The organism is Chitinilyticum piscinae (assembly GCF_015223195.1).
GTDB lineage: Bacteria > Pseudomonadota > Gammaproteobacteria > Burkholderiales > Chitinibacteraceae > Chitinilyticum > Chitinilyticum piscinae.
In genome coordinates this window covers 370,707-396,779 of the sequence record NZ_JADFUA010000003.1, presented here as the reverse complement: position 1 = coordinate 396,779, position 26,073 = coordinate 370,707, and the positions used below count along the sequence as shown (strand labels likewise).

The 26,073-nt window shown below is 61.2% G+C and carries 23 protein-coding genes and 1 tRNA gene; 8 read left to right on the top strand and 16 right to left on the bottom strand.

Going from position 1 to position 26,073, the window contains the following annotated elements; translation table 11 throughout:
* The first annotated feature begins 17 nt into the window (after nucleotides 1-17).
* Nucleotides 18-887, top strand: a complete 870-nt coding sequence (locus INR99_RS07790; RefSeq protein WP_194115752.1) for a DUF2167 domain-containing protein — start codon at nucleotides 18-20, stop codon at nucleotides 885-887.
* Between the two features lie 67 nt (nucleotides 888-954).
* Nucleotides 955-1,914, top strand: coding sequence for a class I SAM-dependent methyltransferase (locus tag INR99_RS07785; protein ID WP_194115751.1), 960 nt, complete (start codon nucleotides 955-957; stop codon nucleotides 1,912-1,914).
* Nucleotides 1,915-1,997: 83 nt separating this feature from the next.
* On the opposite strand, the gene INR99_RS07780 is transcribed toward INR99_RS07785, so the two are convergent.
* Nucleotides 1,998-3,698, bottom strand: coding sequence for a chitinase (locus INR99_RS07780; RefSeq protein ID WP_228098144.1), 1,701 nt, complete (start codon nucleotides 3,696-3,698; stop codon nucleotides 1,998-2,000).
* Between the two features lie 324 nt (nucleotides 3,699-4,022).
* On the opposite strand from INR99_RS07780, the gene INR99_RS07775 reads away from it, so the two are divergent.
* Nucleotides 4,023-4,259: an RNA-binding S4 domain-containing protein gene (locus INR99_RS07775; RefSeq protein ID WP_194115750.1), complete on the top strand. Its 237-nt coding sequence runs from the start codon at nucleotides 4,023-4,025 to the stop codon at nucleotides 4,257-4,259.
* A 50-nt stretch (nucleotides 4,260-4,309) separates the two neighbouring features.
* On the opposite strand, the gene INR99_RS07770 is transcribed toward INR99_RS07775, so the two are convergent.
* From INR99_RS07770 to INR99_RS07740, 7 genes are all read right to left on the bottom strand, one after another.
* A complete protein-coding gene (locus INR99_RS07770; protein ID WP_194115749.1) occupies nucleotides 4,310-5,329 on the bottom strand; it encodes an ATP-binding protein in 1,020 nt (339 codons plus the stop codon).
* Nucleotides 5,322-5,708 carry an adenosylmethionine decarboxylase gene (gene speD, locus INR99_RS07765; RefSeq protein WP_194115748.1) on the bottom strand — a complete coding sequence of 129 codons (387 nt, stop codon included), beginning with the start codon at nucleotides 5,706-5,708 and terminating at the stop codon, nucleotides 5,322-5,324. Before speD ends, INR99_RS07770 begins: the two co-directional genes overlap by 8 nt.
* Nucleotides 5,709-5,867 carry a hypothetical protein gene (locus INR99_RS07760; protein ID WP_194115747.1) on the bottom strand — a complete coding sequence of 53 codons (159 nt, stop codon included), beginning with the start codon at nucleotides 5,865-5,867 and terminating at the stop codon, nucleotides 5,709-5,711.
* Nucleotides 5,868-5,870: 3 nt separating this feature from the next.
* Nucleotides 5,871-7,349 (bottom strand): DUF4178 domain-containing protein, encoded by a 1,479-nt coding sequence (locus INR99_RS07755; RefSeq protein ID WP_194115746.1) that lies wholly within the window; start codon nucleotides 7,347-7,349, stop codon nucleotides 5,871-5,873.
* 82 nt (nucleotides 7,350-7,431) lie between these two features.
* Nucleotides 7,432-8,535, bottom strand: a complete 1,104-nt coding sequence (locus INR99_RS07750) for an SPFH domain-containing protein (protein ID WP_194115745.1) — start codon at nucleotides 8,533-8,535, stop codon at nucleotides 7,432-7,434.
* 28 nt (nucleotides 8,536-8,563) lie between these two features.
* Nucleotides 8,564-8,995 carry a DUF4124 domain-containing protein gene (locus INR99_RS07745; RefSeq protein ID WP_194115744.1) on the bottom strand — a complete coding sequence of 144 codons (432 nt, stop codon included), beginning with the start codon at nucleotides 8,993-8,995 and terminating at the stop codon, nucleotides 8,564-8,566.
* On the bottom strand, nucleotides 8,992-9,393 hold the full coding sequence (locus tag INR99_RS07740; RefSeq protein ID WP_194115743.1) for a DUF350 domain-containing protein: 402 nt from the start codon (nucleotides 9,391-9,393) through the stop codon (nucleotides 8,992-8,994). Before INR99_RS07740 ends, INR99_RS07745 begins: the two co-directional genes overlap by 4 nt.
* 64 nt (nucleotides 9,394-9,457) lie before the next feature.
* Between INR99_RS07740 and INR99_RS07735 the strand changes: the two genes are divergently transcribed.
* Both INR99_RS07735 and INR99_RS07730 read left to right on the top strand, forming a co-directional pair.
* On the top strand, nucleotides 9,458-10,969 hold the full coding sequence (locus INR99_RS07735; protein ID WP_194115742.1) for a polyamine aminopropyltransferase: 1,512 nt from the start codon (nucleotides 9,458-9,460) through the stop codon (nucleotides 10,967-10,969).
* Nucleotides 10,969-12,576, top strand: coding sequence for an FAD-dependent oxidoreductase (locus INR99_RS07730; protein WP_194115741.1), 1,608 nt, complete (start codon nucleotides 10,969-10,971; stop codon nucleotides 12,574-12,576). Before INR99_RS07735 ends, INR99_RS07730 begins: the two co-directional genes overlap by 1 nt.
* 85 nt (nucleotides 12,577-12,661) lie before the next feature.
* On the opposite strand, the gene INR99_RS07725 is transcribed toward INR99_RS07730, so the two are convergent.
* From INR99_RS07725 to INR99_RS07690, 8 genes are all read right to left on the bottom strand, one after another.
* On the bottom strand, nucleotides 12,662-14,548 hold the full coding sequence (locus INR99_RS07725) for a potassium transporter Kup (protein WP_194115740.1): 1,887 nt from the start codon (nucleotides 14,546-14,548) through the stop codon (nucleotides 12,662-12,664).
* Between the two features lie 238 nt (nucleotides 14,549-14,786).
* Nucleotides 14,787-16,751 (bottom strand): PhoX family protein, encoded by a 1,965-nt coding sequence (locus INR99_RS07720; protein WP_194115739.1) that lies wholly within the window; start codon nucleotides 16,749-16,751, stop codon nucleotides 14,787-14,789.
* Between the two features lie 207 nt (nucleotides 16,752-16,958).
* On the bottom strand, nucleotides 16,959-17,534 hold the full coding sequence (locus INR99_RS07715) for a 50S ribosomal protein L25/general stress protein Ctc (protein WP_194115738.1): 576 nt from the start codon (nucleotides 17,532-17,534) through the stop codon (nucleotides 16,959-16,961).
* Between the two features lie 137 nt (nucleotides 17,535-17,671).
* Complete coding sequence (locus tag INR99_RS07710) at nucleotides 17,672-18,622, bottom strand: ribose-phosphate pyrophosphokinase (RefSeq protein WP_194115737.1); 951 nt, start codon at nucleotides 18,620-18,622, stop codon at nucleotides 17,672-17,674.
* Between the two features lie 61 nt (nucleotides 18,623-18,683).
* A tRNA-Gln gene (locus INR99_RS07705) sits at nucleotides 18,684-18,760 on the bottom strand.
* 22 nt (nucleotides 18,761-18,782) lie between these two features.
* A complete protein-coding gene (gene ispE / locus INR99_RS07700) occupies nucleotides 18,783-19,646 on the bottom strand; it encodes a 4-(cytidine 5'-diphospho)-2-C-methyl-D-erythritol kinase (RefSeq protein ID WP_194115736.1) in 864 nt (287 codons plus the stop codon).
* A complete protein-coding gene (lolB, locus tag INR99_RS07695; protein WP_194115735.1) occupies nucleotides 19,643-20,221 on the bottom strand; it encodes a lipoprotein insertase outer membrane protein LolB in 579 nt (192 codons plus the stop codon). Before lolB ends, ispE begins: the two co-directional genes overlap by 4 nt.
* Nucleotides 20,221-21,948 carry a tetratricopeptide repeat protein gene (locus INR99_RS07690; protein WP_194115734.1) on the bottom strand — a complete coding sequence of 576 codons (1,728 nt, stop codon included), beginning with the start codon at nucleotides 21,946-21,948 and terminating at the stop codon, nucleotides 20,221-20,223. Before INR99_RS07690 ends, lolB begins: the two co-directional genes overlap by 1 nt.
* 119 nt (nucleotides 21,949-22,067) lie before the next feature.
* Between INR99_RS07690 and mutM the strand changes: the two genes are divergently transcribed.
* The 3 genes from mutM to INR99_RS07675 all read left to right on the top strand — a co-directional run bounded on the left by mutM (nucleotide 22,068) and on the right by INR99_RS07675 (nucleotide 25,869).
* On the top strand, nucleotides 22,068-22,886 hold the full coding sequence (mutM, locus tag INR99_RS07685; protein ID WP_194115733.1) for a bifunctional DNA-formamidopyrimidine glycosylase/DNA-(apurinic or apyrimidinic site) lyase: 819 nt from the start codon (nucleotides 22,068-22,070) through the stop codon (nucleotides 22,884-22,886).
* A gap of 112 nt (nucleotides 22,887-22,998) precedes the next feature.
* Nucleotides 22,999-25,002 (top strand): dynamin family protein, encoded by a 2,004-nt coding sequence (locus tag INR99_RS07680; RefSeq protein WP_228098143.1) that lies wholly within the window; start codon nucleotides 22,999-23,001, stop codon nucleotides 25,000-25,002.
* Nucleotides 25,003-25,119: 117 nt separating this feature from the next.
* Complete coding sequence (locus INR99_RS07675) at nucleotides 25,120-25,869, top strand: copper homeostasis protein CutC (protein ID WP_194115732.1); 750 nt, start codon at nucleotides 25,120-25,122, stop codon at nucleotides 25,867-25,869.
* The last annotated feature ends 204 nt before the right edge of the window (nucleotides 25,870-26,073 follow it).

The following is a 26,073-nucleotide window of genomic DNA, read 5'->3' as shown; positions in this document are numbered from 1 at the left end:
AATATGAAAGGTATTGTATGGGAATGATGAGGCTGTTTGCCGCAGGCTGTCTGGGCCTGCTGCTGGGAGTGGGGCATGCCCAGGATGTCGAGAGCGCCTTCAAGGCCGCGTATGCCGCCGCCCAGCGCGGACCGGCTGAGGTCACCCTGATTGATCAGGCCAGACTCAAGCTGCCTGCCGGGTATGCCTTTGTCCCCAAGGCGCAGGCGTTAGCCCTGCTCGACGCCATGGGCAATACGCCCGGCAACGATTTGCTGGGCATGATTCTTCCCGAAAATGACAAGGCCAACTGGTTCATCGATGTCAGCTACGAGGCATCGGGCTACATCAAGGATGACGATGCACGCGACTGGAATGCCGAAGAACTGCTGACCAGCCTCAAGGAGGGGACGGAAGAAGGCAACAAGGTGCGCAAGGAGCGCGGGATTCCCGAGTTCGAAGTGATCGGCTGGGTGGAAAAACCCGGTTATGACACGGGCAGCCACCGACTGGTCTGGTCGGCCAACACGCGCAACAAGAATGCACCGGCTGGCGAAGAGCAGGGCGTGAACTACAACACCTACGCCCTTGGCCGCGAAGGCTATATCAGTATGAATCTGGTGACGGGGATGAGCACGGTCGAGGCCGAGAAACCGGTGGCCAAGCAGTTACTGGGCGCACTGGAGTTCAATAGTGGCAAGCGCTATGAGGATTTTGATGCCAGTAATGACAAGGTCGCCGAGTATGGCCTGGCGGCGCTGGTCGGCGGCGTGGCCGCCAAGAAAATGGGTCTACTGGCAATCATCGGCGCATTTCTGGCCAAATCAATCAAGCTCATCGGTGTTGCTGCCATTGCACTGATCGCCGCGATCAAGCGTTTCTTTGGCGGCAAATCACAGGAAAGCTGAAGGCGGTTCTGTCGCGCTGCACCGGCCATACGCTAGTATGGCCGGCTCTGGTCTGGAACGAACTACCATGCCTTCCTCCTCGGTTTCTCCACCTTTCCTGAGCGGCGAGCAGAAGCTTGCTCTGTTGCAGTCGCAGCCGGGGCTGACCGCACTGGCTGAAGCTTGCCCGGAAGACTGGCTGGCAGTGGAAGACGAGCTTGCGCAGGTGTTCTCGCGCCGGGATCCGGCGGAACTCAAGGCGCTGATCGAGCGCGCCTCGCACCAGCAGCAGGCCGGAGAGCGCTTTCTGCGCGGAGAGCGTGATGGCCGGGCGTTCGCACTATTTGCCAGCCAGCAGGTGCGGCTACGCCTGACCGAACTGGCGCTGCGGCAATATGCGTTTTCGGCCGCCACCGGCGTGACCAGGGGCAAGGTGCGCTTCAATCTGTGGAATGGCCTGCTGGCACAAAAGCTGTTTTTCGAGCGCGATCTGGTGCGCAAGCCCGTATCGCTGCGGACATTCCGGCTGATCTGGCCGCTGATCGGGCAGAAGCGGCTGCTGATGCCGCTGGTGGAAAAGCGCGGGATCTGGTGTTTCTACAGCCGCGAGCTGATCGCCGGACTGGCCGCACTGATTGCGGGGCGCCGCACCTTGGAAATCGCCGCAGGAGATGGCACGCTGAGTCGTTTTCTGACTGCCGCCGGCACGGACGTCACCGCGAGCGATGATTACAGCTGGCAGGGCGCGGTGAATTACCCCGAGTTGGTGCAGAAACTGGATGCGCTTGCCGCCGTGCAGCGCTTCCAGCCGCAGGTGATGATCTGCTGCTGGCCGCCTTCGGGCAACGTCTTCGAAAAACAACTGTTCCGTCAGCGCTGTGTCGAGACTTATATCGTGATCGGTAGCCGCTCGCGCTTTATCACGGGTAACTGGCGCGAATACGAGGCGCAGACCGCGTTTGTCTGGGGCGAAGTCCCCGAGCTAAGCCGGCTGGTGCTGCCACCCGAATTGCAGGCGGGCGTCTGGGTGTTCGAACGCAAACAGTAAATGGCAACCAGGCAGTACAGAACGGGCAGCCCGCAGGGGCTGCCCGTGTGTTTTACTTCTGGTCTAGTTACGGCACTGCCGGCTTACTTGGCCAGCTTGTCGAAGTAGGCGCGGTGCTGGGTGCTGAATTCAAAATTGTTGAACTTGTCCCAGTTCACCGACCAGGTCATCAGGCCGCGCAGGTTCGGGTAGACGGCATGCGGCTTGTAGTTGCCGCAGCCGGTGCCCTTCATCAGGCAATCCAGAGCCGTTTGCACGTCGGCGACGCTGGTGAAGCCGCCGCCGGCATTGCCGTTGGCCGGCAGGCCGATGGCAATCTGCTCCTGACGCAGTGCCGGGAACTGGAAGTTGGTGCCAGCCACCTTGAAGCCGGTCAGCAGCATGTCGGTCATGGCGACGTGGAAGTCCGCGTTGCCCATGGTGTGATAGCTGTTGTCCAGCCCGGTGATCGGCCCGGAGTTGTAGTCCTGCACGTGCAGCAGGGTCAGGTCGTTGCGCATGGCGTAAATCACCGGCAGGTAGGCGCCGGCACGGGTGTCGCACCCTGCGCAATTGCCACCGTAGAAGCTGTAGCCCAGTTGCACGAAGAAGGTTTCCGGTGCCATGGTCAGCGTGAACTTGCTGCCGTACTTCGCCTTCAGCTGCTTCAGCGCGCTGATCAGGTTCACCACGACCGGAGTGGTCGGGTTGGCCAGATCATTGTCACCGGGGTTGAGCTGCAGCGAGTGGCCCTCGAAATCGACGTCCAGACCATCCAGACCATATTTGTCGATGATGGCGGAAACCGAATTGACGAAGCTGGTCACCGCTGCGGCATTTTCCAGACGAACCTGGCCGTTGGCGCCACCGATAGAGATCTGCACCTTCTTGCCTTGTGCCTGCTTGGCCTTGATCGCCGCGATGAACTCGGCTTCCGATTCCACATTCGGGCATTCGGCAACCGAGCACATCTTGAACGCAACCTGGCCGGAGGTCGACGAGGTCGGCTCGGCAAACGACAGGTTGATGATGTCCCACTTGTCCGACACATCGCTCATGCGGATGTAACCTGACCCGTTGGCAAAGCTGGCGTGCAGATACCCGACGAGTACGTGCTTGGGCAGGCCGTCACTGGTGCCGGTTGGTGTCGGGGTCACGGTCGGAGTCACCACGGGGGTGGGCGTGGCCGTCGGCGTCGGCGTGCCGGTAGGCGTGGGCGTTGCCGTGGGGGTGGGTGTTGCAGTTGGTGTCACGGTCGGCGTCGGGGTGGCTGTCGGCGTCGGGGTATTGCCGCCGCCCGAACAGTTGCCCAGATCTTTCCACACGCCCCATTCGGTCGATTTGCTCGGGTCATCACCCTGCGTCCACCACTTGGCACTGTAGTTGTGACCATTGAAGCTCACGGTTGCTCCGCCGTTGTAAGCGGTCGCCGGATTCCAGGCCGTGTAGCAATTTCCGGACGACGTTGGGATCACGGTGGGGGTGACTGCCGGCGTCGGTGTTGCGGTCGGTGTCGCCGTCGGCGAGGGGGGCGCGGTTGGTGTGGGCACCGGTGTGCCGGTCACGGAGCTGGCACCAAGATCCTGCCAAAGTGTCGGTGTGCTGTTGGGTGTCCAGCCGGCGCCAACATAGGCGGTGTGGGTAACCAGAGCCTTGTAGTCGTGGCCGCTATAGCTGACGACGGTGCCTGCGCTGTAGGTGCTGCCTTCCTGCCAGACCGGTGCCGCGTGCGCCAGCGCCGAAAGCAACAGACTCGATAGTGTGAGCGACAGCAGGGTGCGCCCACGGGTGAAACGAGTGGTCATTCGGTACTCCTCCAATTGTGTTTTGCTTTGCTTGTTGTATGCGGAGCCTGTCCGCAGCCTATTCTTGAGCTTTCGGCAAGTGCGGTGCAAGTGCATGATTGAAAATAAGAAAGTTAGATTTCGGTAATGTTGACTACACCGCGTCGCGAAGCCTGAGTTGCTGCGGTTTGCCGGCTGCCGGCGGCCATCACGCCATGAGTGCGACTGTTGCCGCCGGCACACAGTCCGCCGTGGCAAGCTGTTGGGGGGCGGCAAGGTTTTCATGCGGGCCAAGGCGTGCGCTGCTATGCTGCCTGCCTGTATGAATCAGGCAGGACAAGCACAATGCAAGCATTTGAAGTCGAGCTGGATCAGGAGTACATCGCCCTCAATGATCTGCTGAAGATCACGGGCGTGGTCGATACCGGGGGAGCCGGCAAGCTGATGGTGGCCTCGGGGGTGGTCAAGGTTGATGGCGTACAGGAGCTGCGCAAGACCTGCAAGATCCGCCCCGGGCAGGTGGTGGTTGTCGGGGATGACGATGTGATGATCACCGTGGTAGCCATGCCCCCTGAAGAATAGTCGGGGTATGTCATGGTGGCCCTTTATTGATGTTGGCTTTGGCCTTATGGCTATGCGGGTATCTGGCTAGCGCGCGCATGCAGCGCATTAAGCAGTTCCGGTTCGGCTTGCCAGTTGCCGGAATTGGCTTGCTGCAGATGCCCGGCGCGTTCCAGATAGAGCTGGGATAGTGCGGGTTGACCCTGTGCCTGACCGATCCGCGCGGCGATCTGGCACAGCTCGGCCTCGACATAGGTCATGCGGTCGGCTTCGGCGATGCGCAGACCATGCTGGACCAGATTCAGGGCCAGCTGCAGATTGTCGTCGCGCAGATGCAGCGTCGCCAGCAAGCCCAGCAGTTTGGCTTCGCACCAGTGCGAGGGTGATCGCACCAGCATTGCCAGCCCGTCTTCCGCCAGCTGTTCGGCTTCGGCGAATTCTTCCTGGTCGACCGCCAGCTCGGCCAGCCGCAGCAGGATTTCAGCCTGGAAAAACAGAAAGCCGGTCTGCTGGCATAAGGCGAGGGCATTTTTCAGGATTGCGCTGGCTTCTGCCGCGGCCCCGCTGCAACGCAGATCCCAGCCGAGACTGATGGCGGCTTTGGCCGTCAGGTAGGTCTGCTGCAGCGGCGGCAGCAGGCGCATTGCTTCACGGTGGAAGGTGGTCGCCAGCGCCAGCTCGCCAATTGCCGAGCAGCAATGCCCCAGTCCGATGCAGGCCAGCCCCAGTTCACGTGGCTGGTTGCCCGCGAGCTGGCTTTGGTCGAAGCTGGCGAGCCAGTGCTCGGCGGCCAGGCGGAATTCGCCTGCCGTGTAGTACTCGCGCCCCAGCCGCTCATGAATGACCGGCTCGAAACGCTGCAAGCCGAACTGGCGGCACCAGGACAAGGCCTGCAGCAATTCGCTGCGCGCCCCGGCATGGTCGCCGATCTGGTCTTCGATCAGGGCCAGCAGGCTCGCTGCTTCGACAAAGCCCTGCGGGTTGTTGCCGATGCGCCAGCGGTTCAGCAGCTGGCGGCATTCCTGCAGGGCAGCCAGAGGATGCTGATAGAGCAGGTCTTCGATTGCGCTGATTTCGGGAATGTCACTCATGCTCGTCGGGGCCGGTGCTGGCCACCAAGCGGGAAGATCCCCGCAGTATACGCTGCAGACTGGTGCGCAAGGGCTGGAGCTGACGGATGAGCTCGTCCAGTGCCGCATCGCTTTCGGCCTGCCCGCACATGAACAGGTCAATGGCCGCGTAGCCATGCTCCGGCCAGCTGTGAATGCTGATGTGGGATTCCATCAGCAGCAGCATGCCGGTCACGCCCTGCTGCGGGCCGAAATGATGGAAATGGCGCTGCAGCACTGTGGCACGTCCGGCCAGGGCCGCAGCCTCCAGCGCGGCGGCGATGTACTGCGGGTCAGCCAGCAGTGCGGCATCACAGCCATGGAAATCGGCAATCAGATGCCGGCCCAGCGGTGCATCCACTTACTTGTGGCCTCCGCCCGAGCTCCAGCCACCCGAGGAAAAACCGCTGCCCCAGCCCCGGCTGCCGCTGGAGCCAGAGCTGCTGCACGAGCTCATGTTGAAGAGCGTGCACAGCGACACAATGGCAATGCAGTAGGCCTTGTACAGTCCGCGACCCATGACTTATTCGTCCTTGTTGAATTTCAGCGGCAGCTGCAGCAGCCACCAGGCCAGGCCCATCCAGATCAGGCCCGAAAAGGTAAACGCGCCGAACAGCAGAATCGGGATGTTCAGCAGGAAGAGGAAAATGGTTGCCAGCGTGGCCATGCCCTTCATCGTGCTGGCGTCAGTTTCGCTGCCAGCCGCGTTGCTGCCCTGGTAGTGGGTCGAGACGACTTCTTTCTTGCCGAACCATTGTGCCACCAGTTCGCGGGTGAGCTTCCTGGACTGGCTCCAGTTGATCTCGCTGAGGGTGCTTTCCTTCGAGAGCCGCAAGCCGTTGCGTTCGTACTCGCGGTAGGTGGTGATGTCCCCCACCTTGACCCGCCAGTTGAACGCGCCGGCCGCGTAGGTCACGCGGGCATCATAGGTCGGGTAGAGCTTGCGGTATTGTTCCTTGTTGAGTGTGACGGAGTTTTCGCTCCAGCTCTCCGGCCATTTGTCGAGCACCGTCGCTTCGAACCAGCCGTCACTGGTTTCCACCAGCCATTTGAAGCCTTTCTTGGCGTGATACAGCAGGTATTCGCTCCACGCCGAATCCGCGTCGCCGACTTCCTCCAGCTCGATCAGGCCGATGATGGTCCACCAGTTGTCGCCTTCGATCGTGGCCTTGTCGCCGATGTCGAGCGAGGCATGGTAGCGCTGCGCATCCTCATGCTTGGCCAGCACCGTGGCGCGATCGCCCGAGCAATCCACTTCGCTGTGACACGACGGGCAGACGATCTGGGTGGCGACCCCGGCCTTGTAGTTGAGCGGGCTGCCGCAGTTCGGGCAGTCCAGCACATTGTTCGCGCCCTTGAGCTTGCCGGCGCTCTGCAGGATTTGTTCGCCGTCGCGCAGCAGCTGGCAGCTCAATTCGTCCAGCACCACTGCCGAGCCGGCGTAGAGTCTGGGCGTGGCATCGGAATAGTCGATGGTCAGGAAACGGTCGCCCGAGCGGCAGTCAACCACCTTCGCCTCGTAGCCCTCGCCGACGACAAAGGGCAGCTCGCCCTGTCCGCCGACACAGCGTGCCGTGCGCACATCGGTGGCGATGAAGCTGCGCCCGGCGTGCTCGTAGCGGAATTCCGGGCGCATCTGCTCGAAAGGCGTGGCATTTTTCGCCGGACCGATGTCCAGCGTGAACATGTACTGCCCCGACGCATCGGCCAGCCAGCCGCCGCTGCCGTCGTCGAACATCACATACCATTCGTTCCACAGCCCGGCCTCGTAATGCAGCTGGATGCGGCCGACCACGGTGAAGTTGCGCTTGGCAAAGGTGCCCGAGGTGCCGATCTGGATCGGCGAATAATCTTCGAGCACGCGGCCGATCTTGCCGATGTCTTTTACTTCATTGGCATCGCGCAGCACGGTGCTCTGGCAGTACTCGCACACGGCGATCGTCGAGATCGTCGAGCGGAACAGCACTTCGGCGCCACAACTGGGGCAGGCGGTACGGTACATGGCGGGTGTCTTGTCGATAGATTACAGGGTATTTCCCTGTAGCCTTTTTAATTATTTGGCTACAGGGAAATACCCATTGGGTTCAGCCCAGCAGTTTCTTCAGCACTTCAGCCTTGGCCGTGTCGTAATCGGCCTGGCTGATCAGGCCGGCGTCGAGCAGGCCTTTGAGCTTGGCCAGCTTGGCCTGCGGATCATCCCCCGCCGGGGCAGCCGGAGTTGCTGCAGGCGCAGCGCCGGCGACCATGCCGACACCGACGCCACCGTCAGCGCCCATTACGATGCCGGCTGCTGCCGGGGCTACCGGCTGCTGGGCCGCCGCGGGGTTCAGCGCGGTATTCATCGCATTGGCCATCACCTGACCCATGCCGATGCCGGCGGCCATGCTGGCACCGACGCCGGCCATGCCGCCTTCGTTCTGTGCCGCGAGCGGAATCGCGTTGGCAGCCTGGTATTGCGTGTAGGTCTGCATATTGCCGATCATGCCCATGCTGATCCGGGTGTCGAGCGCCTTTTGCAGTTCTTCCGGCAGCGAGACGTTTTCGACGGCAAAGTTGTCCAGCAGCAGGCCGTATTTGGCAAACACCGGGACCAGCGCTTCCTTGATCTTCTCGCCCATCAGGCCCTGGTTGCCGGCCATGTCGATGAAAGGTACGCCGCTGGATCCCAGTGCGCTGGTCATGGTGGAAATCACCAGATTGCGCAGTTGCTGCTCGACTTCGTCACGGGTGTAAGTCTCGCGCGTGCCGCTGATTTCGGTGTAGAACAGTTTCGGGTCGGCGATCTTGTACGAGTAAATGCCGAAGGCGCGCATGCGCACCATGCCGAAATCCGCATCGCGGATGGTAATCGGCTGCGGTGTGCCCCACTTGCGGCCGAGCTGCACGCGGGTGCTGAAGAAATACACGTCCGATTTGAAAGGCGACTGGAACAGCTTGTCCCAGTTCTTCAGGTAGGTGAGTACCGGCAGGGTTTGCGTGGTCAGCTTGTGCATGCCGGCCGGGAACACGTCGGCCACCTTGCCTTCATTGACGAACACCGCGGCCTGCGATTCGCGCACGGTGAGGCTGCCGCCATACTGGATTTCGTTGTCGGCCATCGGATAGCGCCAGGCCAGCACGCCGTCCTGATCCTCCTGCCATTCCAGGATGTCGATAAACTGTTTCTTGATGAAAGAACCGAGACCCATGGTGAGTTCCTCTTCGTGTTAAACCGGCTTAATTACCGGAGCAATTATGAAATTTTCGCTCTTTATTCAGCCTATTGCGCTCGCCTTCAACGTACAGCTTGTTCTCTTCGTAGCGCTTGAATTCGGCGTAGCTGCCTTTCTTATTTCCGTACATGCCATCTGAAATCGCCATGGCTTCGGCTTCCTCCAGTGAATACAGTTGGCGGTCAAGAAAGTCACAGTACTCGACATTGCCGTTGCGCTTGGTGCCGGCAGTGCTACTGGCCGGCGCCGGTTTCGCCACGGGGGCGGGTGCTGCCTTGACCGTGGTGCTCTGTTCCCGCGCCGTGCCGGTACAGGGCTGGTCGCCGTAGCTGAAACTGCCGTCGCTGTTCTTGCATTTGTACATGCCCGCGCTGGCTGCAGGGGCCAGCAGCAGTAGTGCCAACAGCAGCCCGCAGCTGATGGTGCTGCGGATCACGACAGCGAGCCGGCGTTGATGATGCCAACGGCCAGCGAGACGCTGCCGGCGAAGGCGCCGACGGCGATGTTGTTTTCGATCAGGGCTTGCGCCATGCCCTTCACGCAGCGGCCCAGTACGATGTGCACGACGATTTGCGCGATCATCGCCAGCCCGCCCCACATCAGGAAATATTCCAGCTTGTTCACATGCCAGGCGCTGGAGGCAATGGTCAGCGAGAAGCCGATCAGCGCGCCGCCATACGAGAGCGCGGCTGCCGTGCAGCCTTCGCGGATCAGCTTCAGCTCGTCAATCGGCGTGACCCAGGCATAGATCACCGAGAACACCACCAGCAGGGCAATGCCGCTGCCCAGATAAGTGAGGTAGGTCAGCAACAGGGGGAGATACGTGTCGAGCATGCGGTTTCCTCGCTGCAATCAGGCATAATGCCGTCCATTCTTACCCAAAACTGATGAAATTGCCATGCGCGACCGCTTGCTGATTCTTTCTGTGTTTATTGTGGCGTCCTGCGGTCTGGCTTACGAACTGATTGCCGGCGCGCTGGCGAGCTATCTGCTCGGCGATTCGGTGCTGCAGTTTTCCTCGATCATCGGTACGTATTTGTTTGCGATGGGGCTGGGTTCGCACTGCTCGAAGTATGTGAAGGAGGAGCGTGCGCTGGCGACCTTCATCGATGTCGAGCTGCTGGTCGGGCTGATCGGCGGTCTGTCGGCGCTGTTCCTGTTTCTGGTGTTTGCCTGGGCCAATGCGCCGTTCCGCACCGTGCTGTATGCGCTGGTGGTGATCTGTGGTGCATTGGTGGGGATGGAAATCCCGCTGGTGATGCGTGTGCTCAACCAGCGCAAGACCGCCTTTGCCGACATCGTCAGCCGGGTGCTGACCTTTGACTACATGGGGGCACTGGCGGTATCACTGCTGTTTCCGCTGGTGCTGGCGCCCAAGCTGGGGCTGGCACGCACCGCCCTGCTGTTCGGCATCTGCAATGTGGGCGTGGCGCTGTGGACAGCCAGGGTGTTCCGCCGCGAGCTGGTGAACCCGGTGCATTTCTACCTGCGTGGCGGCATTGTGCTGATGCTGCTGGGCGGCTCCTTTGTCGCTGCCGACCGGCTGACCGCGTGGAGCGAGAAGGCCATCTACGGTGACGAGATCATCCACGCCGAAACCACGCACTACCAGCGGCTGGTGCTGACCAAGTGGCAGGATGATCTGCGCCTTTATATCAACGGCAATCTGCAGTTCTCCAGCCGTGACGAATACCGCTATCACGAGGCGCTGGTCCACCCGGTGCTGGAAAAACAGCCGTGGACCAGGAAGGTGCTGATTCTCGGGGGCGGCGACGGGCTGGCGCTGCGCGAGGTGCTGCGCTACCCGCAGATCGAGAGTGTGACGCTGGTCGACCTGGATCCGGCGATGACGACACTGTTTTCCACCTCCGCGCCGCTGGTGGCACTGAACAAGGGGGCGCTGAAGGACAAACGCGCCCACGTGGTCAATGAAGACGCTGGCCAGTGGCTGGAGAAGGACAATGGTGTGTTTGATGCCATCATCATCGACTTCCCCGACCCCAGCAATTTCGCGCTCGGCAAGCTGTATTCGGTGCCGATGTTCCGGCTGGTGAACCGCCATCTGGCGCAGAACGGCCTGATGGTGGTGCAGTCCACCTCGCCGATGCATGCACCGCGCTCGTACTGGAGCATCAACAAGACGCTGGAAGAGGCGGGTTTTGTCACCACGCCGTATCACGCCTATGTGCCGTCCTTTGGCGAATGGGGTTTCATCATCGGGGCGAAACAGGCCGGCTATACGCCGCCCACCGCGTACCGTTTGCCGATGAAATTCCTCGACACTGAGTCGACCCGGCAGATGTTCTTCTTCCCGCCGGACATGCACAAGGTCGACGTGGAGGCCAACCGGCTGAATAACCAGTCGCTGGTGCACTACTTCGAACAGGACTGGTCGCGGGTGCTGCGTTGATGGAGCTGACACGGCGCAAGGTGTTGCAGCTGGGGCTTGCAGCCGGTGCGGGGATGGCGCTGGGCGGCTGCAAGCTGCTGCAGCTCGGGCTCAATATCAAGGGGTATTGGCCCGGAATGCTTGAAGGCCATCTGCTGCGAGGCAATACCCAGCTACCTGCTCCGTCGGTTGAGCGCAAGGTCGGTGTCGCCATTCTCGGCGGTGGCGCGGCGGGCCTGTTTGCCGCCTGGAAGCTGGTACGGGGCGGTCGCAAGGATGTGCTGCTGGTCGATGGCCCCGAGTTCGGTGGCAATTGTGCGGCGGGGGCGCTGGGCGGGCTGGCCCATCCTCGTGGCGCACACTATCTGCCGCTGCCTTCGCTGGAGTCGCGCCATGTGCGCGAGCTGCTGGCCGACATGGGTGTGATCGAGCGTGATGCGTTCACCGCGAAGCCTTACTTTGACGAGCGGGTACTGGTGCATGCGCCGGAAGAACGTCTCTGGGTCGACGGCCGCTGGCAGGAAGGGCTGCTGCCGCGCACCGGCATGGATGCCGACGAGCTGAAACAGCAGCAGCGTTTTCTGGATTTTGTCGCGGGCTTGCGCGACAAGACCGGCAGCGATGGTCGGCGTGTGTTCGCCATTCCGCTGGTGCTGTCCTCCACTGACCCGCAATGGCGGGCGCTTGATCAACTGAGTTTTGCGCAATGGCTCAAGCGCGAGGGTTATACCGCGCCGGGGCTGCTGTGGTATCTGGATTACGCCTGCCGAGATGATTATGGTGCCGGTAGCGCCCAGACCTCGGCCTGGGCAGGGCTGCATTATTTCGCCAGCCGTGGCGGACATGCTGCCAACGCCGAAGAAGGTGCGATTCTCACCTGGCCGGATGGCATCAACCCGCTGGTGCGTCATTTGGCCGCAGCGCTGCAGCCCGCGCAACGCCTGGCGGGCATGGCGGTGCAGGTGACTGATGCGGGCAAGGCCGTGCACGTTGACGTGCTCAATGTGCTCAGCCGCAAGGTGACGCGACTGATCGCCGATCAGGTGATCTGCGCGATGCCGCTGCATGTTGCCGCACACGTGGTCAGCGATCTGGCCGGGCTGGGTTTCGATCTGCACCGGCATGGTTTGCCGCATGCGGCCTGGCAGGTGAGCAATTTCCTGATCGATGCCTTTCCGCAGGAGCCGGTCGAGCATCCACTGGCCTGGGATAATGTCGTGTATGGCAGCAATAGCCTGGGCTATGTGAACAGCACGCACCAGCTGATCCGCCAGTACAAGCCCGAAAGCAGTGTCTTCACGGCCTATCACGCCTTTGCCAATGAAGACCCCCGTGCGGTACGGGCCCGGCTGGAACACGCCAGCGCCGAGGCGCTGTACGAGGTGGCCGCGCAGGATCTGCAGCGCGTCTACGGCTGGCGCTGGCGGCAGCATGTGCAGCAGGTGGAGATCACCGTGCGCGGCCACGCGATGAGCACGCCGGCTCCGGGCTTTCTGGGCAATCCGGGGCTGGCCGCCTTGCGGGCGCTTGACGGCCGGATCCGCTTTGCCCATGCCGACCTCTCCGGACTCTCGGTCTTCGAGGAGGCCAGCTGGTGGGGCAATCAGGCGGCCGAGGCGCTGCTCTAGCCCTTGCCCGTCATTGCATTCTTTTGGTATGTCTTTGCGGACTTTTATTTGAAAGCGCTGCGTGGCAATAGGTGACTAGGTATTGCTAGAGCTCGATCTGCATGCCCATTTCCACCACCCGGTTGGGCGGGATGGCGAAATAGCTGGTCACGCGTGCCGCGTTGCGCATCATCAGACTGAACAGCATGCGCCGCCAGCGCGCCATGACCGGGTAGGGCGACGGAACAATGGTTTCGCGGCTGAGGAAATACGACACCTGCATCGGATCGCAATTCAGCCGTGCATCCAGCGCACCAGCCTGCGCCAGCGCTCTGGGAATGTCCGCGCTGTCCTTGAAGCCGTAGCACACCAGAATCTGGAAGATGCTCTCGCCCAGCTGGCGGATCACCAGCTGCTGCTCCTGCGGCACATACGGCTCGTCGGCCGTGCTGACTGTCAGCAGGATGACCTGCTCGTGCAGGATCTTGTTGTGCTTCAGATTGTGCAGCAGGGCGTGCGGTACCGTGTCGCTGCTGGTCGTCATGAAGACGGCCGTGCCTTCGACGCGCGGCAGGCCGCCGTGCTCCAGGGTGCCGATAAAGCCATCCAGTGGCATTTCGCCTTCCCGCAGCCGGTACATCAGCAGAGTGCGACCGCGCTTCCAGGTCATCATCAGCGTAAACAATGCCAGCCCGACCAGCAGCGGCATCCAGCCGCCTTCGTGAATCTTGAGCGAATTGGCGGCAAAGAAGGCCAGATCGACAAGCAGCAGCACTCCGAGGACGCCAAACAGCGCGGCGCGGCGTAGCGGCGTAGTGTGCTTGCCCAGCACCAGAAACGCCAGCATGGTGGTGATCACCATCGTGCAGGTCACGGCAAAGCCATAGGCGGACGCGAGTGCGCCGGACGAACGGAACGCCAGGATCAGCACGATCACCGCCAGCAACAGCGCCCAGTTGATCTGGCCGATATAGATCTGCCCCTTTTCCGCTGCCGAAGTGTGGCGTATATCCATGCGCGGGGTGAAGCCAAGTTGAATCGCCTGGCTGGCCATCGAATACGCGCCGGATATCACCGCCTGCGAGGCGATCACGGTGGCCAGCGTCGCGAGCAACACCAGCGGAATCAGCCCCCAGCTAGGCGCCAGCAGGAAAAACGGATTCTTGATGGCCTCCGGCTGCGCCAGCAGCAGTGCGCCCTGGCCGAAATAATTGATCACCAGCGAGGGCAGGACCAGCCCGTACCAGGCATTGCGGATGGCCGTCTTGCCGAAATGTCCCATGTCGGCGTACAGCGCCTCGCCACCGGTCAGGCACAGTACGACCGCGCCCAGCAGCACGAAGCTGGTTCCCGGCGCGTTGGCAAAAAAGCGGATGGCGTGCAGCGGATTGAGGGCCGCCAAGACCTGCGGCGCGTGGAGAATGCTGGCGATGCCCATGACCGCCAGCGTGGCAAACCACAGCAGCATCACCGGGCCAAAAATGCGTCCGACCGTCGCGGTGCCGCGGGATTGCACGGCGAACAGCCCGATGATGATGCCGATGCTCAGAGGCAGAATCAGCGGGTCGAACTGGTGTGATACCACGCCGATGCCCTCGACCGCCGAGAGTACCGAGATCGCCGGCGTGATGATGCAGTCCCCGTAAAACAGTGCCGCGCCGAAAATCCCGAGCACCACTACCAGCCTGGCCAGCCGGGGGTGGCCGGCCGTTTCGCGCTGCGCGAGCGCCAGCAGTGCCAGGATACCGCCTTCACCCTTGTTGTCGGCACGCAGGATGATGCTGACGTATTTCAGCGAGACCACCAGCATGAGGGCCCAGAAAATCAGGGACAGAATGCCAAGGATGTTCGCCGGGGAAAGCGCCAGCGCGGCCGGGCCGGTGAAGCATTCCTTGAGTGTGTAGAGCGGGCTGGTGCCGATGTCGCCATAGACGACGCCAAGCGCAGCCAGTGTCAGTGCGGCGCTGCCGGTTTGCGCGGAATGAGAGCTCATGAATTGCTTTCCTGAACGGGGTGGCCAGCATAGCGCTGCCGCTGGCGGGCCGGTTTGATGCAGGTCGCCTGGCGCAGGCGACGGTGCGTGGCGCGTATCTTAGGCTTCTGCCTCCGGCGCGGGATTAGCAAACGTTAATCAGGACCGGGGTCTGCGAGGGGTATTGAAATGTATATGGCCCTGCACAGCGTTTTGCGCCATGCAGGGCCATAAGGGTGCCGGGGTATTGGCGTAAGGCTTACAGGCCGATCACGCCGCCGTCGTCACGGGTAATGACCACGGTGCCCGAGCGCGGGCGACCGCCCAGCGCGCCATTCGGCCAGCTGGAGATCGCCTTCGGGTTGGCAGGGTCATTGCGTTCACTGTCCGGCTCGCCCGGATGCTGGATGTTCACGAACAGTGTGCGGTGGTCGGGGGTGAAGGCAATGCCGGTGATTTCGCAACCGCGCGGGCCGGTCAGGAAACGGCGCACCTCGCCGGTTTGCGGGGTCATCGCCAGCATCTGGTTGTTGCCCATGCCGCTATATTCTTTCTTGTTCAGCGTGCTAGTCGAAACGTCAGTTTGAATCCACAGAATGCCGTTCCTGTCGAACATCAGGCCATCCGGGCTGCCGAAGATGTCGCCCTTGATATTGCCCTTGTGTTCCTCCTTGGCGGCCTTGTCGTTGCCGGCCAGCACGACGATATTCCACTGGAAGGAGGTTGCCGTCGGATTGTTGCCGGCTTCCAGCCAGCGGATGATGTGGCCGAACAGGTTGTTGGCGCGCGGGTTGGCGGCGTCCGGGCCGGGCTTGCCTTCCTTGCCGCGTTCGCTGTTGTTGGTCAGCGTGCAGTAGATTTCGCCCTGATTGTGCGGGTTGACCGTGGTCCACTCCGGCCGGTCCATCTTGGTTGCGCCAACGTGGTCGGCGGCCAGGCGTGTCTTGACCAGCAGTTCACCCTGATCGCGGAAGCCGTTCTCGGCGGTGAGGCCGTGCTTGCCGTGGGTGAGTTCCAGCCATTCGCCGCTACCGTCGGCGTTGAATTTCGCCACGTACAGCGTGCCCTCGTCGAGCAGGTTGGCATTGGCCTTGCGATCCTTGGCGTTGTAGGGACGGGCAGTGACGAATTTGTAGATGTATTCGAAGCGCTCGTCGTCACCCATGTAGAAGGCGCAGCGGCGATCCGGAGCGATGGCGACCGCCGCACCTTCATGCTTGAAGCGGCCCATGGCGGTGCGCTTCACCGGTTTGCTGTCTGGATGGTAGGGGTCGATTTCGACCACCCAGCCAAAGCGGTTGGGTTCGTTCGGGTTGAGTTGTGCGTCAAAGCGCGGATCGTGCTCGGCCCAGCGGTAGCCGGCATCGCTTTCCTTTACACCGTAGCGCTTGGCATTGAAGCCCTGCGGCTTCATGTTGTTCGACCAGTCGACGAAATAGCCGTTCCAGTTTTCCTCGCAGGTCAGGTAGGTGCCCCACGGGGTCCAGCCATTGGCGCAGTTGTTCAGTGTGCCAACGACTTCCCGGCCGCTCGGATCATCTGCGGTTTGCAGTAGTGCATGGCCAGCAGCCGGGCCACTGAGACGGCAGGGCGTCAGCGTGCTGATGCGGCGTGCGTATTTCGATGGCAGCACCTGCTGCCAGCCATTGTCGTTCTTCTTGACCTCGATGACCGAAACGCCGTGCGCGGCTTGCGCCTTTCTGACCTTGGCGGCCGTCCAGGTCTTCATGCCGTCCGGATGCAGCAGGCCATCGTCGGTGTATTCGTGATTGATGGCCAAGAGGCCGTGGTTGCTGCTCTGGCTGCCGTAGGGCAGCGGGAAGAAATGCATGCCATCATGGTGCATGCCGGACTGAGCCAGCTGTTCCTCGGCGCTGTTGCTGCCATCCTGCCTGAAGGCTGGCATGTTGCCGGCGATCCCGACCGCATCCCCCCAAGCATTGACCAGCTGCGCGCGGTAGCCGGCCGGAACGGTCACGGTATCGCTTTCCGAGAGGGAAATGGCGCTAAAGCCCAGCGCCAGCGGTTTCAGGGTCTTGCCGGCTGCGGCGGCACTGGCCAGTTGCGGCAGTCCGCCCAAGAGCAGGCCGGCCGCTGCTGCGCCGGTGCCGGTCAGCAGATTGCGGCGGCTGACGCTGAGTTCGACCAGCTGGCTGACTTCACTGAAGGCAGAGTTGGCAGAGTCGTTGCAGATGACGGATTTGTCGGAATAGCTTTTGGTCATGATTGCGGGCAATGGGACGGAAAGCCCGCATCATCACGGGGCGCGATGACACGCCGATGACTGTTTGATTGCAGTTTTGCTGCAAGGGGTATGTGCTGTGATTTGCTGATGCTGTTGCCTTATGAGGCAACACATTGCCAGGCATGCCGGGTACAGGCATGAAAAAACCGGCTCCGCAGAGCCGGTTTTTCCCGGGCAGGCAGGCGATTAAGCCTTGGCCTTGTTCAGGATGGCCACAGCCAGGTCGTTGCCGCGCAGCAGGCTGACCAGCTCGGCGCCTTCCGGCAGCTTCAGGTCGGACAAGTGCACGTTCGGGTGACTCGCTTCCAGCTTGCTCAGGTCGACTTCGACGAAGTCCGGTACCTTGGACGCAGCTACGCGAACCAGAACATCGTTCAGGGCGTAGGAAACGGTACCACCTTGCATCTTCACGCCCACGCTGCTATCGGCGTTGGTGAAGTGCAGCGGAACCTTGATCTCAACCTTGGTTTCGTTGTCAACGCGCTGGAAGTCAACGTGCAGGACTTGCTGCTTGAACGGGTGGTACTGAACTGCGCGCAGCAGAACCTGTTCGGTAGCGCCGTCGATGGACAGGTTGATCAGCGAGGTGTGGAACTTCTCGTCTTGCAGGGTGTAGTACATTTCGTTGTGGTCCAGGGACACGCCAACCGCGTCCTTGCTGCCACCGTAAACGACTGCCGGCAGACGGCCAGCCTTGCGCAGGCGGCGGCTCGCTCCGGTACCCTGTGCAGGACGGCTTTGTGCATTGATGTCAAAAGTCATTTCAAAACTCCGTTTCGTCATTTAAACGCGGGTCCCCCGCGACCAGGGCGACCAGCGATTCGAGGGGTATTCCCCTGAATGCATTTGCCCCACCAGGCTGCAGGCTAATACCCTGCGATCTGATGGGGCTGGTTTCTTTAGTCAACGAAGAGGGTGGAAACCGATTCTTCGTTATTGATGCGGCGCATCGTTTCGGCGAGCAGGCCGGCGATCGATACCACGCGGATGCGACCAGTGGCCTGGGCCGCTTCCGGCACCGGAATGGTGTCGGTGACGACCACTTCATCCAGCTCGGAATTCAGGATGCGCTCGATGGCGGCACCGGAGAATACCGGGTGGGTGGCGTAGGCCAGCACGCGCTTGGCGCCGAACTTCTTCAGTGCTTCGGCGGCCTTGCACAGGGTGTTGGCGGTGTCGATCATGTCGTCGATGATCACGCAGGTGCGGTCTTTTACGTCACCAATGATGTGCATGACTTCGGCGACGTTGGCCTTTGGACGGCGCTTGTCGATGATGGCCATGTCGACATTGAGTTGCTTGGCCATCGCGCGGGCGCGCAGTACGCCGCCGACGTCGGGCGACACGACCATCAGGTCGTCGTATTTCTTGTCGCGGATATCCTCGAGCAGTACCGGGGTGGCGTAGATGTTGTCCACCGGAATGTCGAAGAAACCCTGGATCTGGTCGGCGTGCACGTCAACGGTCAGCACGCGGTCAACGCCGGCAACCGTCAGCATGTTGGCCACAACCTTGGCCGAAATCGGTACACGGGCGGAGCGCGGGCGGCGATCCTGGCGGGCATAGCCGAAGTAGGGGATGGCGGCGGTGATGCGGCCGGCCGAGGCGCGCTTGAGCGCGTCGACCATCAGCATGATTTCCATCAGGTTGTCGTTGGTCGGCACACAGGTCGACTGCAGGACGAACACGTCGCGACCGCGAACGTTCTCCAGCAGCTCGACGGTGACTTCACCGTCGGAAAAGCGGCCGACGGTAGCACGCACCAGCGAGATGTCGAGGTGATTGACCACTTGTTCGGCAAGGCGGGGGTTAGCATTGCCGGTGAAAACCATGAGGCTGTCGTAAGCCATTGTCCAATCCCAGAAACGAGAAAAGCGTGTAATCGTCGAATTACACGCTTTTCTTTATTAGTGGCAGGGGAAGAAGGATTCGAACCTTCGCATGTCGGAATCAAAATCCGATGCCTTAACCAACTTGGCGACTCCCCTAATGAACCTGCTTTTTGATTGCTCAATCAGCAAACTCATATAACTGGTGTTGACTCAATGATCTGGCAATAAAGCCAGTCATTTCGTCTGGAAGCTGCGATATTACTTGATTTGCAGCGTCTTGTGAAGCGAATTTCGCAAACACACAACTTCCTGATCCGGTCATTCTCGCTTCACCGAATTGGCCTAGCCAATCAAGGTGTTTCTGTATTAGCGGGAACTTCCTGCTCGCTACCGCTTGCAAGTCGTTTTTCGTTGCAGCGCTGTTGAGGACGCGAACTATAAGGGGGGGCGTATTCCGTGTCAAGCGTTCGTCGCAAAAAATTTCCGGTGTTGGCACGTGCACGCGGGGGTGCAGGACGACAAACCATTGATCGAGCGATGGAACTTCGGTCATACGCTCACCAATGCCTTCGACGAAGGCTGTGCGGCCAAACAGGAAGAATGGGACATCGGCGCCCAGCCTTACCCCCCAGTCCATCAGCATCTGGCGGGAAAGGTTGAGATTCCACAGGCGATTCAGTGCCAGCAGCACCGTGGCCGCATCCGAGCTGCCGCCACCCACACCGCCTCCCATGGGCAGAATCTTGCGAATGCGCAGCGACATGCCGAGCCTGCAGCCAGTCTGTTCTTGCAACAGGCGGGCGGCGCGGATGCACAGATCGCTTTCTGGCGCGATGCCGGGTATGGGGTTGAGATGGACGAGTTGCCCGTCATCACGCACCCGTAGCTCGATGGTGTCGCAGCGATCGATCAGCTGAAAGGTCGACTGAAGCAGGTGATAGCCATCGTCGCGACGGCCGATGATGTGCAGGAAAAGGTTGAGCTTGGCGGGTGCCGGTAAGGCATAAAAGCCGTCCGGCTGGCGGAATTGATCAGGATTCATGGTGCGGAAGGCAATTCGGAGGTCGGATTGTCGATGGCGTCGGTAATCACGATGCGCAATTGCAGGTCGTCCCGGTTCGCCTGGATCCGGTAGGGCTGCTGGCGCTTGCCCAGCGGGCGGAAGTCGCGTGCTTCGATGGTCCAGCCATCCTGGCGCAGGGTCACGGTGCCCTCCTGCTCATGGCGTTCGGCTGGAGTAAATGGCGAAACTTCGCCGCGCAGCCACCAGCGCAGGCCTTCCAGTGGCAGCGACAGCCCGGTGAGGTCTTTCAGTAGCGCCTCCGGATCGTCGGCGGCCTGGACCATTTCCCCCCCCTGCTCGAAGAGCGCCGACAGCGGCAGGCCGTCGTCGTCATAGCGGATTGTCAGGGCTGCAAGGGTTTGTCCCAGCGGCGAATCGATCGAAATCCGGTCTTCCTGAGCGGAGGCCTGCCAGCCAAACATGGCTTGCTGGCTTTGCCGGGCGTCACGGATGCTGAGCTTGCCGCTCAGGGCATAGCCGGACGGCGGCGCGCTGGGCAGTTGCGCGCAGGCGGCCAGCACCAGCACGGAAAATAAGGCCAGCCATTCCCGCATTACAGCCCCAGCCGGGTACGCAGTGCATCGATGTCTGCCTGCTTGCCCCCCCGTTTTGCCACTTCGGCCAGCAGGTCACGGGCATCCTTGCGCCGCTCGAGTTTTGCTAGCGTTTCGGCCAGGTGCAGGCCAATTTCCGGTTCTTTTGATGCACTCCAGGCTTTCTGCAGCCATTCCAGCGCTTCGGTGTAGCGCCCTTGCCTGAAACGCAGCCAGCCAATGCTGTCCTGCAGCGCCGGATTGTCCGGCTCGAGCGTCAGGGCTTTTTCCAGGAGCAGCTGTGCTTCCTCGAGTCGCTCGGTACGGTTGGTCAGTAGGTAGCCCAAAGCGTTCAGTCCCGCCGGGTTGTCCGGTGACAGAGCCAGGTTCTTGCGCAAGTCTCGTTCTGCTGCCGCAATGTCACCAGCTTCGTCAGCGTAGATTGAGCGGTCGTAATACAGATCGGGATTATTCGGGTATTTGCTCAGCGCTGCGCTGAGCAGGGCTCGGGCCTGGGCAAGCTCGCCCAGTTCTTTCCAGACCAGCGCCTGGACTTGTGCTTTGGTAACGGCTTCTTCTTCGTTGCCCTCCGGGAGGGCTGCAGCGGCCTGCAGTGCGGCGTCGCGCTGGCCATTGCGTGCCAGCAGGCGCGGCTCGCGCTCACGCACCCGTTCGAGATATTGGCGTTCGGTGACCTTGCCGTAGGCGTCCAGTGCTGCGGCCCAGTCACGCTGCTCTTCGGCGATCTGGCCCAGATAGAGGTAGAAGAGGCTGGGCTCGTCGGGCTTGAGCTGTAGCAGGCGTTCCAGTAGCGACTTGGCTTCATCGAAGTTGCGCAGTTCGATGGCGGTGACGGCTGTTCCGGTCAGTGCTTCCGGATTGTCCGGTTGCATCTTCAGTGCATGCTGGTAGGTGTCGTGCGCTGCGGCGATTTGCCCCTGTTCGGCCTGCAGACGCGCCTGCGACAGCAACAGGGCGCTTGACATCGGGTTGGCGGCACTGGCGTCCTTGAGGATGGCGAGACTGGCCTGCGGGTCGTTGCCAGCCAGTAGCTGGGCCTTGTAAATGGCTGCCGGTTCCCAGTTGGGGCGCAGTTGCAGGGCCAGATCCAGCTCGCTAATCGCTTCGCTGTTCTGGCCGGCCGTGGCCAGCGCATAGGCGGTCGCGAAATGGGCTTCGGGCAATTCAGGGTACTGGCGGGCGAGCTCGCGAGTGGTGTGCAGCACCGCGCTGCGGTCGCTGGCCTTGCCCCAAAGCAGGTGCAGCTGGCGGAAAAAACCGGGAGCTTCGGCCGGGTTTTTGGCAATAACCTGCTGCAGGTACGGCGTAGCGTCATTGATGCGGTTGGCCCGGATCAGGAGGCCGATAATGATCTGCTGGGCGCGCGGAGAAGCCGGGTCGATGCTGATCCAGCGCTCCGCCGATTCAAGCGCGATAGCGAGTTGGCCGCTGTTGAGGCTGAGTTCGGTTGCCCGTGCGGCCAGCCGGGGATCCGGGGCGCGCTTGCTGAGTTCGTTCCAGAGCTGGGCTGCCAGTACGCCATCACCGCGCTGGGCCGCAATGTCACCGACCAGCAGCAGTTGCATCAGGTCCGGCGTGAGATCCAGTGCCGGCAAAGACGCTGAACTGCTTGCTTCGTCCTGCGCAGGCTCGCCGGCCGCCGGTGCGGCAGCAATGCCCGGTGCGGACAGGCCCGCCGCAAGCAGGGCAGCAAGAATGGTGAAACGGAAGGTAAGCAGCCGCGACATCGAGGCAATCCGGGCAAGGTAGGAACAGCGATATTAGGTAAACTGGCGACAAAGTCCAAGCGCTGCGGATGAAATCGGCATTATTGCAGTGCGGCCTTGTGTCTGGCGGAGGATAAACCGTGCCCGAGTTACCCGAAGTAGAAACCACCCGCCGCGGTATTGCGGGGGCGCTGATTGGCAAGACGGTTGCCCAGCTGGAAGTGCGCAATCCGCGCCTGCGCTGGCCTGTGCCGGATGATCTGGCGCATTGCCTCAAAGGCCGGCGCATTCTGGATGTGGCCCGCCGCGCCAAATACCTGCTGGTCGTCGTCGAGGGCGGCGCCGCGCTGATCCACTTGGGCATGTCGGGCAGTCTGCGGATCCTGACCCAGCCGTTTCCGGCTGAAAAGCATGATCATATTGATCTGGTTCTGGAGGATGGCGTGCGATTGCGTTACCGCGATCCGCGGCGCTTTGGTGCCTGGTTGTGGGTAACGGGGGATGCTGCCGCACACCCTTTGCTGGCCTCTCTGGGGCCTGAGCCGCTGTCGGAGATGTTCGATGCTGCGTGGTTGCAGCGTTGCTGTGCCGGGCGGCGCATTCCGATCAAGCAGCTGATCATGGATAACCACCAGGTAGTAGGGGTGGGCAACATTTATGCCGCAGAGAGCCTGTTTCGTGCTGCCATCCATCCCCTGACGCCGGCCGCTGATCTGCCGCCCGAGACGCTGGTCAGACTAGTGGCGACAATCAAGGAAGTACTGGCTGAGGCCATTGCATTGGGCGGAAGTACTTTGCGTGATTATGTGGATAGTGATGGCAAGGCAGGGTATTTCATGCTGAACAGCTATGTATATGGCCGGGAAGGCGATACCTGCCGGGTGTGTGGCGAAATCATCCGTCAGGTGCGAATCGGTCAGCGGGCCAGCTGTTACTGCCCGCGTTGCCAGCCGCGCTGATATATACCCGACAGTCAGCCCCTCTCCTAAGCTGACAAAGTTGCTGTTGCGGCAATTAGCACGCAAAATCAGACTGGACCTTAAAAGAACGTAATTCAGGATCGGGGGTGACATGAGCGCCGACTATTTGCATCAGGACAGCATTGCCGCCAATGACTACATGGTGGCTGACTTTCAGGCTTACAGCGCCTGGCGTGCCCATCTCACCCAGCAGATTGCCCAGCTGCAACGCTGGCTGGCCGAGCAGGACCTCAATGACGCCCAGACCGATCTGCGCATCAAGGCGCTGACCGAGAAACTGCGCGAGGATAAGCTCAATATTGCGTTTGTCGCGGAGTTTTCCCGCGGTAAATCCGAGCTGATCAATGCGATTTTCTTTGCGCATTATGGCCAGCGCATCCTGCCGTCGTCGGCGGGGCGCACCACCATGTGCCCGACCGAGCTGCTCTACGATCCGGACCGCGTGCCGTCGATCCAGCTGCTGCCGATCGAAACCCGTGCCGGTAATGTTACGACACAGGAATATCGCCGCTACAAGGACGAGTGGACCACCATCGAGCTGGATCTCGACAGCCCGGAGGCGCTGCTGGAGGCATTTCGCGAAATCGGTGCGACCTGCAAGGTCAGTGTCGATACTGCCAAGCAGTATGGCCTGTTCGACGAGACCGATCCCGATCAGGTCGTGACGGTCGACGCGGACGGCAAAGTGGAAATCCCGTGCTGGCGCCATGCGGTGATCAATTTTCCGCACCCGCTGCTGGAACAGGGGCTGGTGATTCTGGATACTCCGGGCCTGAATGCCATCGGTACCGAGCCGGAACTGACGCTGAACCTGCTGCCCAATGCGCATGCCATCCTGTTCATTCTGGCCGCGGATACTGGCGTGACCAAGAGCGACATCGACGTTTGGCGCAACCACATTGCCCGCGGTCAGGGCAACCGCCATGGCCGCCTGGTGGTGCTGAACAAGATCGACGGGCTGTGGGACCCGCTGAAGACCGATGCCGAAGTCCAGGCCGAAATCGACAAGCAGATCAAGACCACCTCGGAATTGCTGAATATCACGGCTCAGCAGGTATTTCCGGTCTCAGCGCAGAAAGCACTGGTGGCCAAGGTGCAGGATGACGAAGCATTGCTCGCCAAGAGCCAGCTCTCGCATCTGGAGCGTGCCCTCTCTGACGACCTCCTGCCCGGCAAGCAGGACATCGTTCGCGATGCCACCCAGGGGGAGGTCGAGGACATCGTGCTGGCTGTGCGCTCGATCCTGAATACCCGCCAGGAAGGGGTCAACGAGCAGCTGGCCGAGCTGACCGGGCTGCGTGGCAAGAACCAGGACGTCATCCTGCAGATGATGGACAAGGTTCAGGAAGACAAGAAGCAGTTCGAGCAGGGGCTGGTGCGTTTCCAGGCTTTGCGCAGTGTGTTCAGTCAGCAGACTAACAAGCTGTACTCGCTGCTTGGCAAGGATGCGCTCAAGAACGAGATCACCCGGATTCGCACCCAGATGGAGCGCAGCATTTTCTCCTTCGGCGAAGGCGGCCTGCGCAGTACGATGGATCGTTTCTTCCTGGATGTGAATGCCTCGATTGCCAAATCGGCCGAACAGGTTGCGGAAATCCAGGCAATGATGGCCGCGATGTACAAAAAGTTCAGCGAGGAGCACGGCCTGGGGCAGGTGACGCCGCCGCCGTTCTCCACCCTGAAGTACCACAAAGAGCTGGCGCGTCTGGAGCGCTCCTTCCGCGAGCACTTCAATACGGTCGGCAATATCCTGACGACCAGCCAGGGGCGTCTGACGCGCAAATTCTTCGAAACCATTGCCAGCCGCGTAATCTATGTATTCGATGTGGCCAACCGTGATGTGGAGAATTGGCTGAAAGCCGTGATGGCCCCGATGGAAACCCAGGTGCGCGAACACCAGCTGCAGCTGCGTCGCCGTCTGGAAAGCATCAAGCGCATTCACAAGGCAACTGATACGCTCGAAGATCGCATCAAGGAGCTGAACGAGTTCAGCGCGCAGTTGCAGGAGCAGCTGCATGCCATTGATGGTCAGCTGCGCGGCATCTACACCACCTTGAACGCGGAAATCCGCGACTTCTCGCGTCAGGCCGCCTGATACCAGCCAGCCAGTAGACAACAACGCCGCGCCAGCCGCGGCGTTGTGCATTTCTGCCGTGCAGTAAGGCCGCGGCTGCGCTCTAATAGGGCTTTATGCCGAATCGGGGTGGACCACATGCAGAATGCAATCGAGCTGGAAATCTGTGCGGGATCGGTGACATCCTGCCTGGCTGCGCAGGAAGGCGGTGCGCATCGGGTCGAATTCTGCGACAACCTGCTGGAAGGCGGCACGACACCGAGTTATGGACAGCTGGCGGTTGCGCGTGATCGTCTGTGGATCACGCTGAATGTGATCATCCGGCCGCGTGGTGGCGATTTCCTCTATACCGATCTCGAGTTCGAAGTCATGGAACGCGACGTGCTTGCGTGCAAGAAGCTCGGTGTTGATGGGGTGGTGATCGGTATTTTAACGGCCGATGGCGAGATTGATGTGCCACGCTGCCGCCGGCTGGTCGAGCTGGCAGCTCCAATGCAAGTTACCTTTCATCGCGCATTCGATGTTGCGCGGAACCCGGAACGAGCACTGGAAGACATCATTGCGCTGGGCTGCAACCGCCTGCTTTCCAGTGGCCAAGCCGCCAGTGCACTGGAGGGTGCGGCATTGCTACGCCAACTGCAGCACCAGGCTGGAGAGCGGCTGCGTGTCATGCCTGGCTCCGGTGTGCGTGGCAGCAATATCGCCGACCTGGTGCGACTGACTGGTTGCCGGGAATTTCACAGCTCGGCGCGGGCCCCCTTCCGGAGTGGCATGCAGTATCACAATCCGGCGGTCAGCATGGGGATTCCGGGGCAGGACGAATACGCACTGGTGGAAACCAGCCCCGAGCTGGTGCGTGAGTTACTGCGGAACGCAGAATCTGCCTGATGGGTATGGCTCTGTAGGTATCGCCTGTATTGGTTTTTTGTTCAATGGGGCTTTGGGTATCTGAGGGGGGGTAAAAAAGCGGGCACCTTGCGGTGCCCGTTCAATCAGGGAGGAGATGAGCAATTAGCGCATTGCAATTGCCATATGGGGCAGGGTCACTGCCCCAACGCCTACTCTGACCAGCTGATCGGGCAGGAAGTTCCA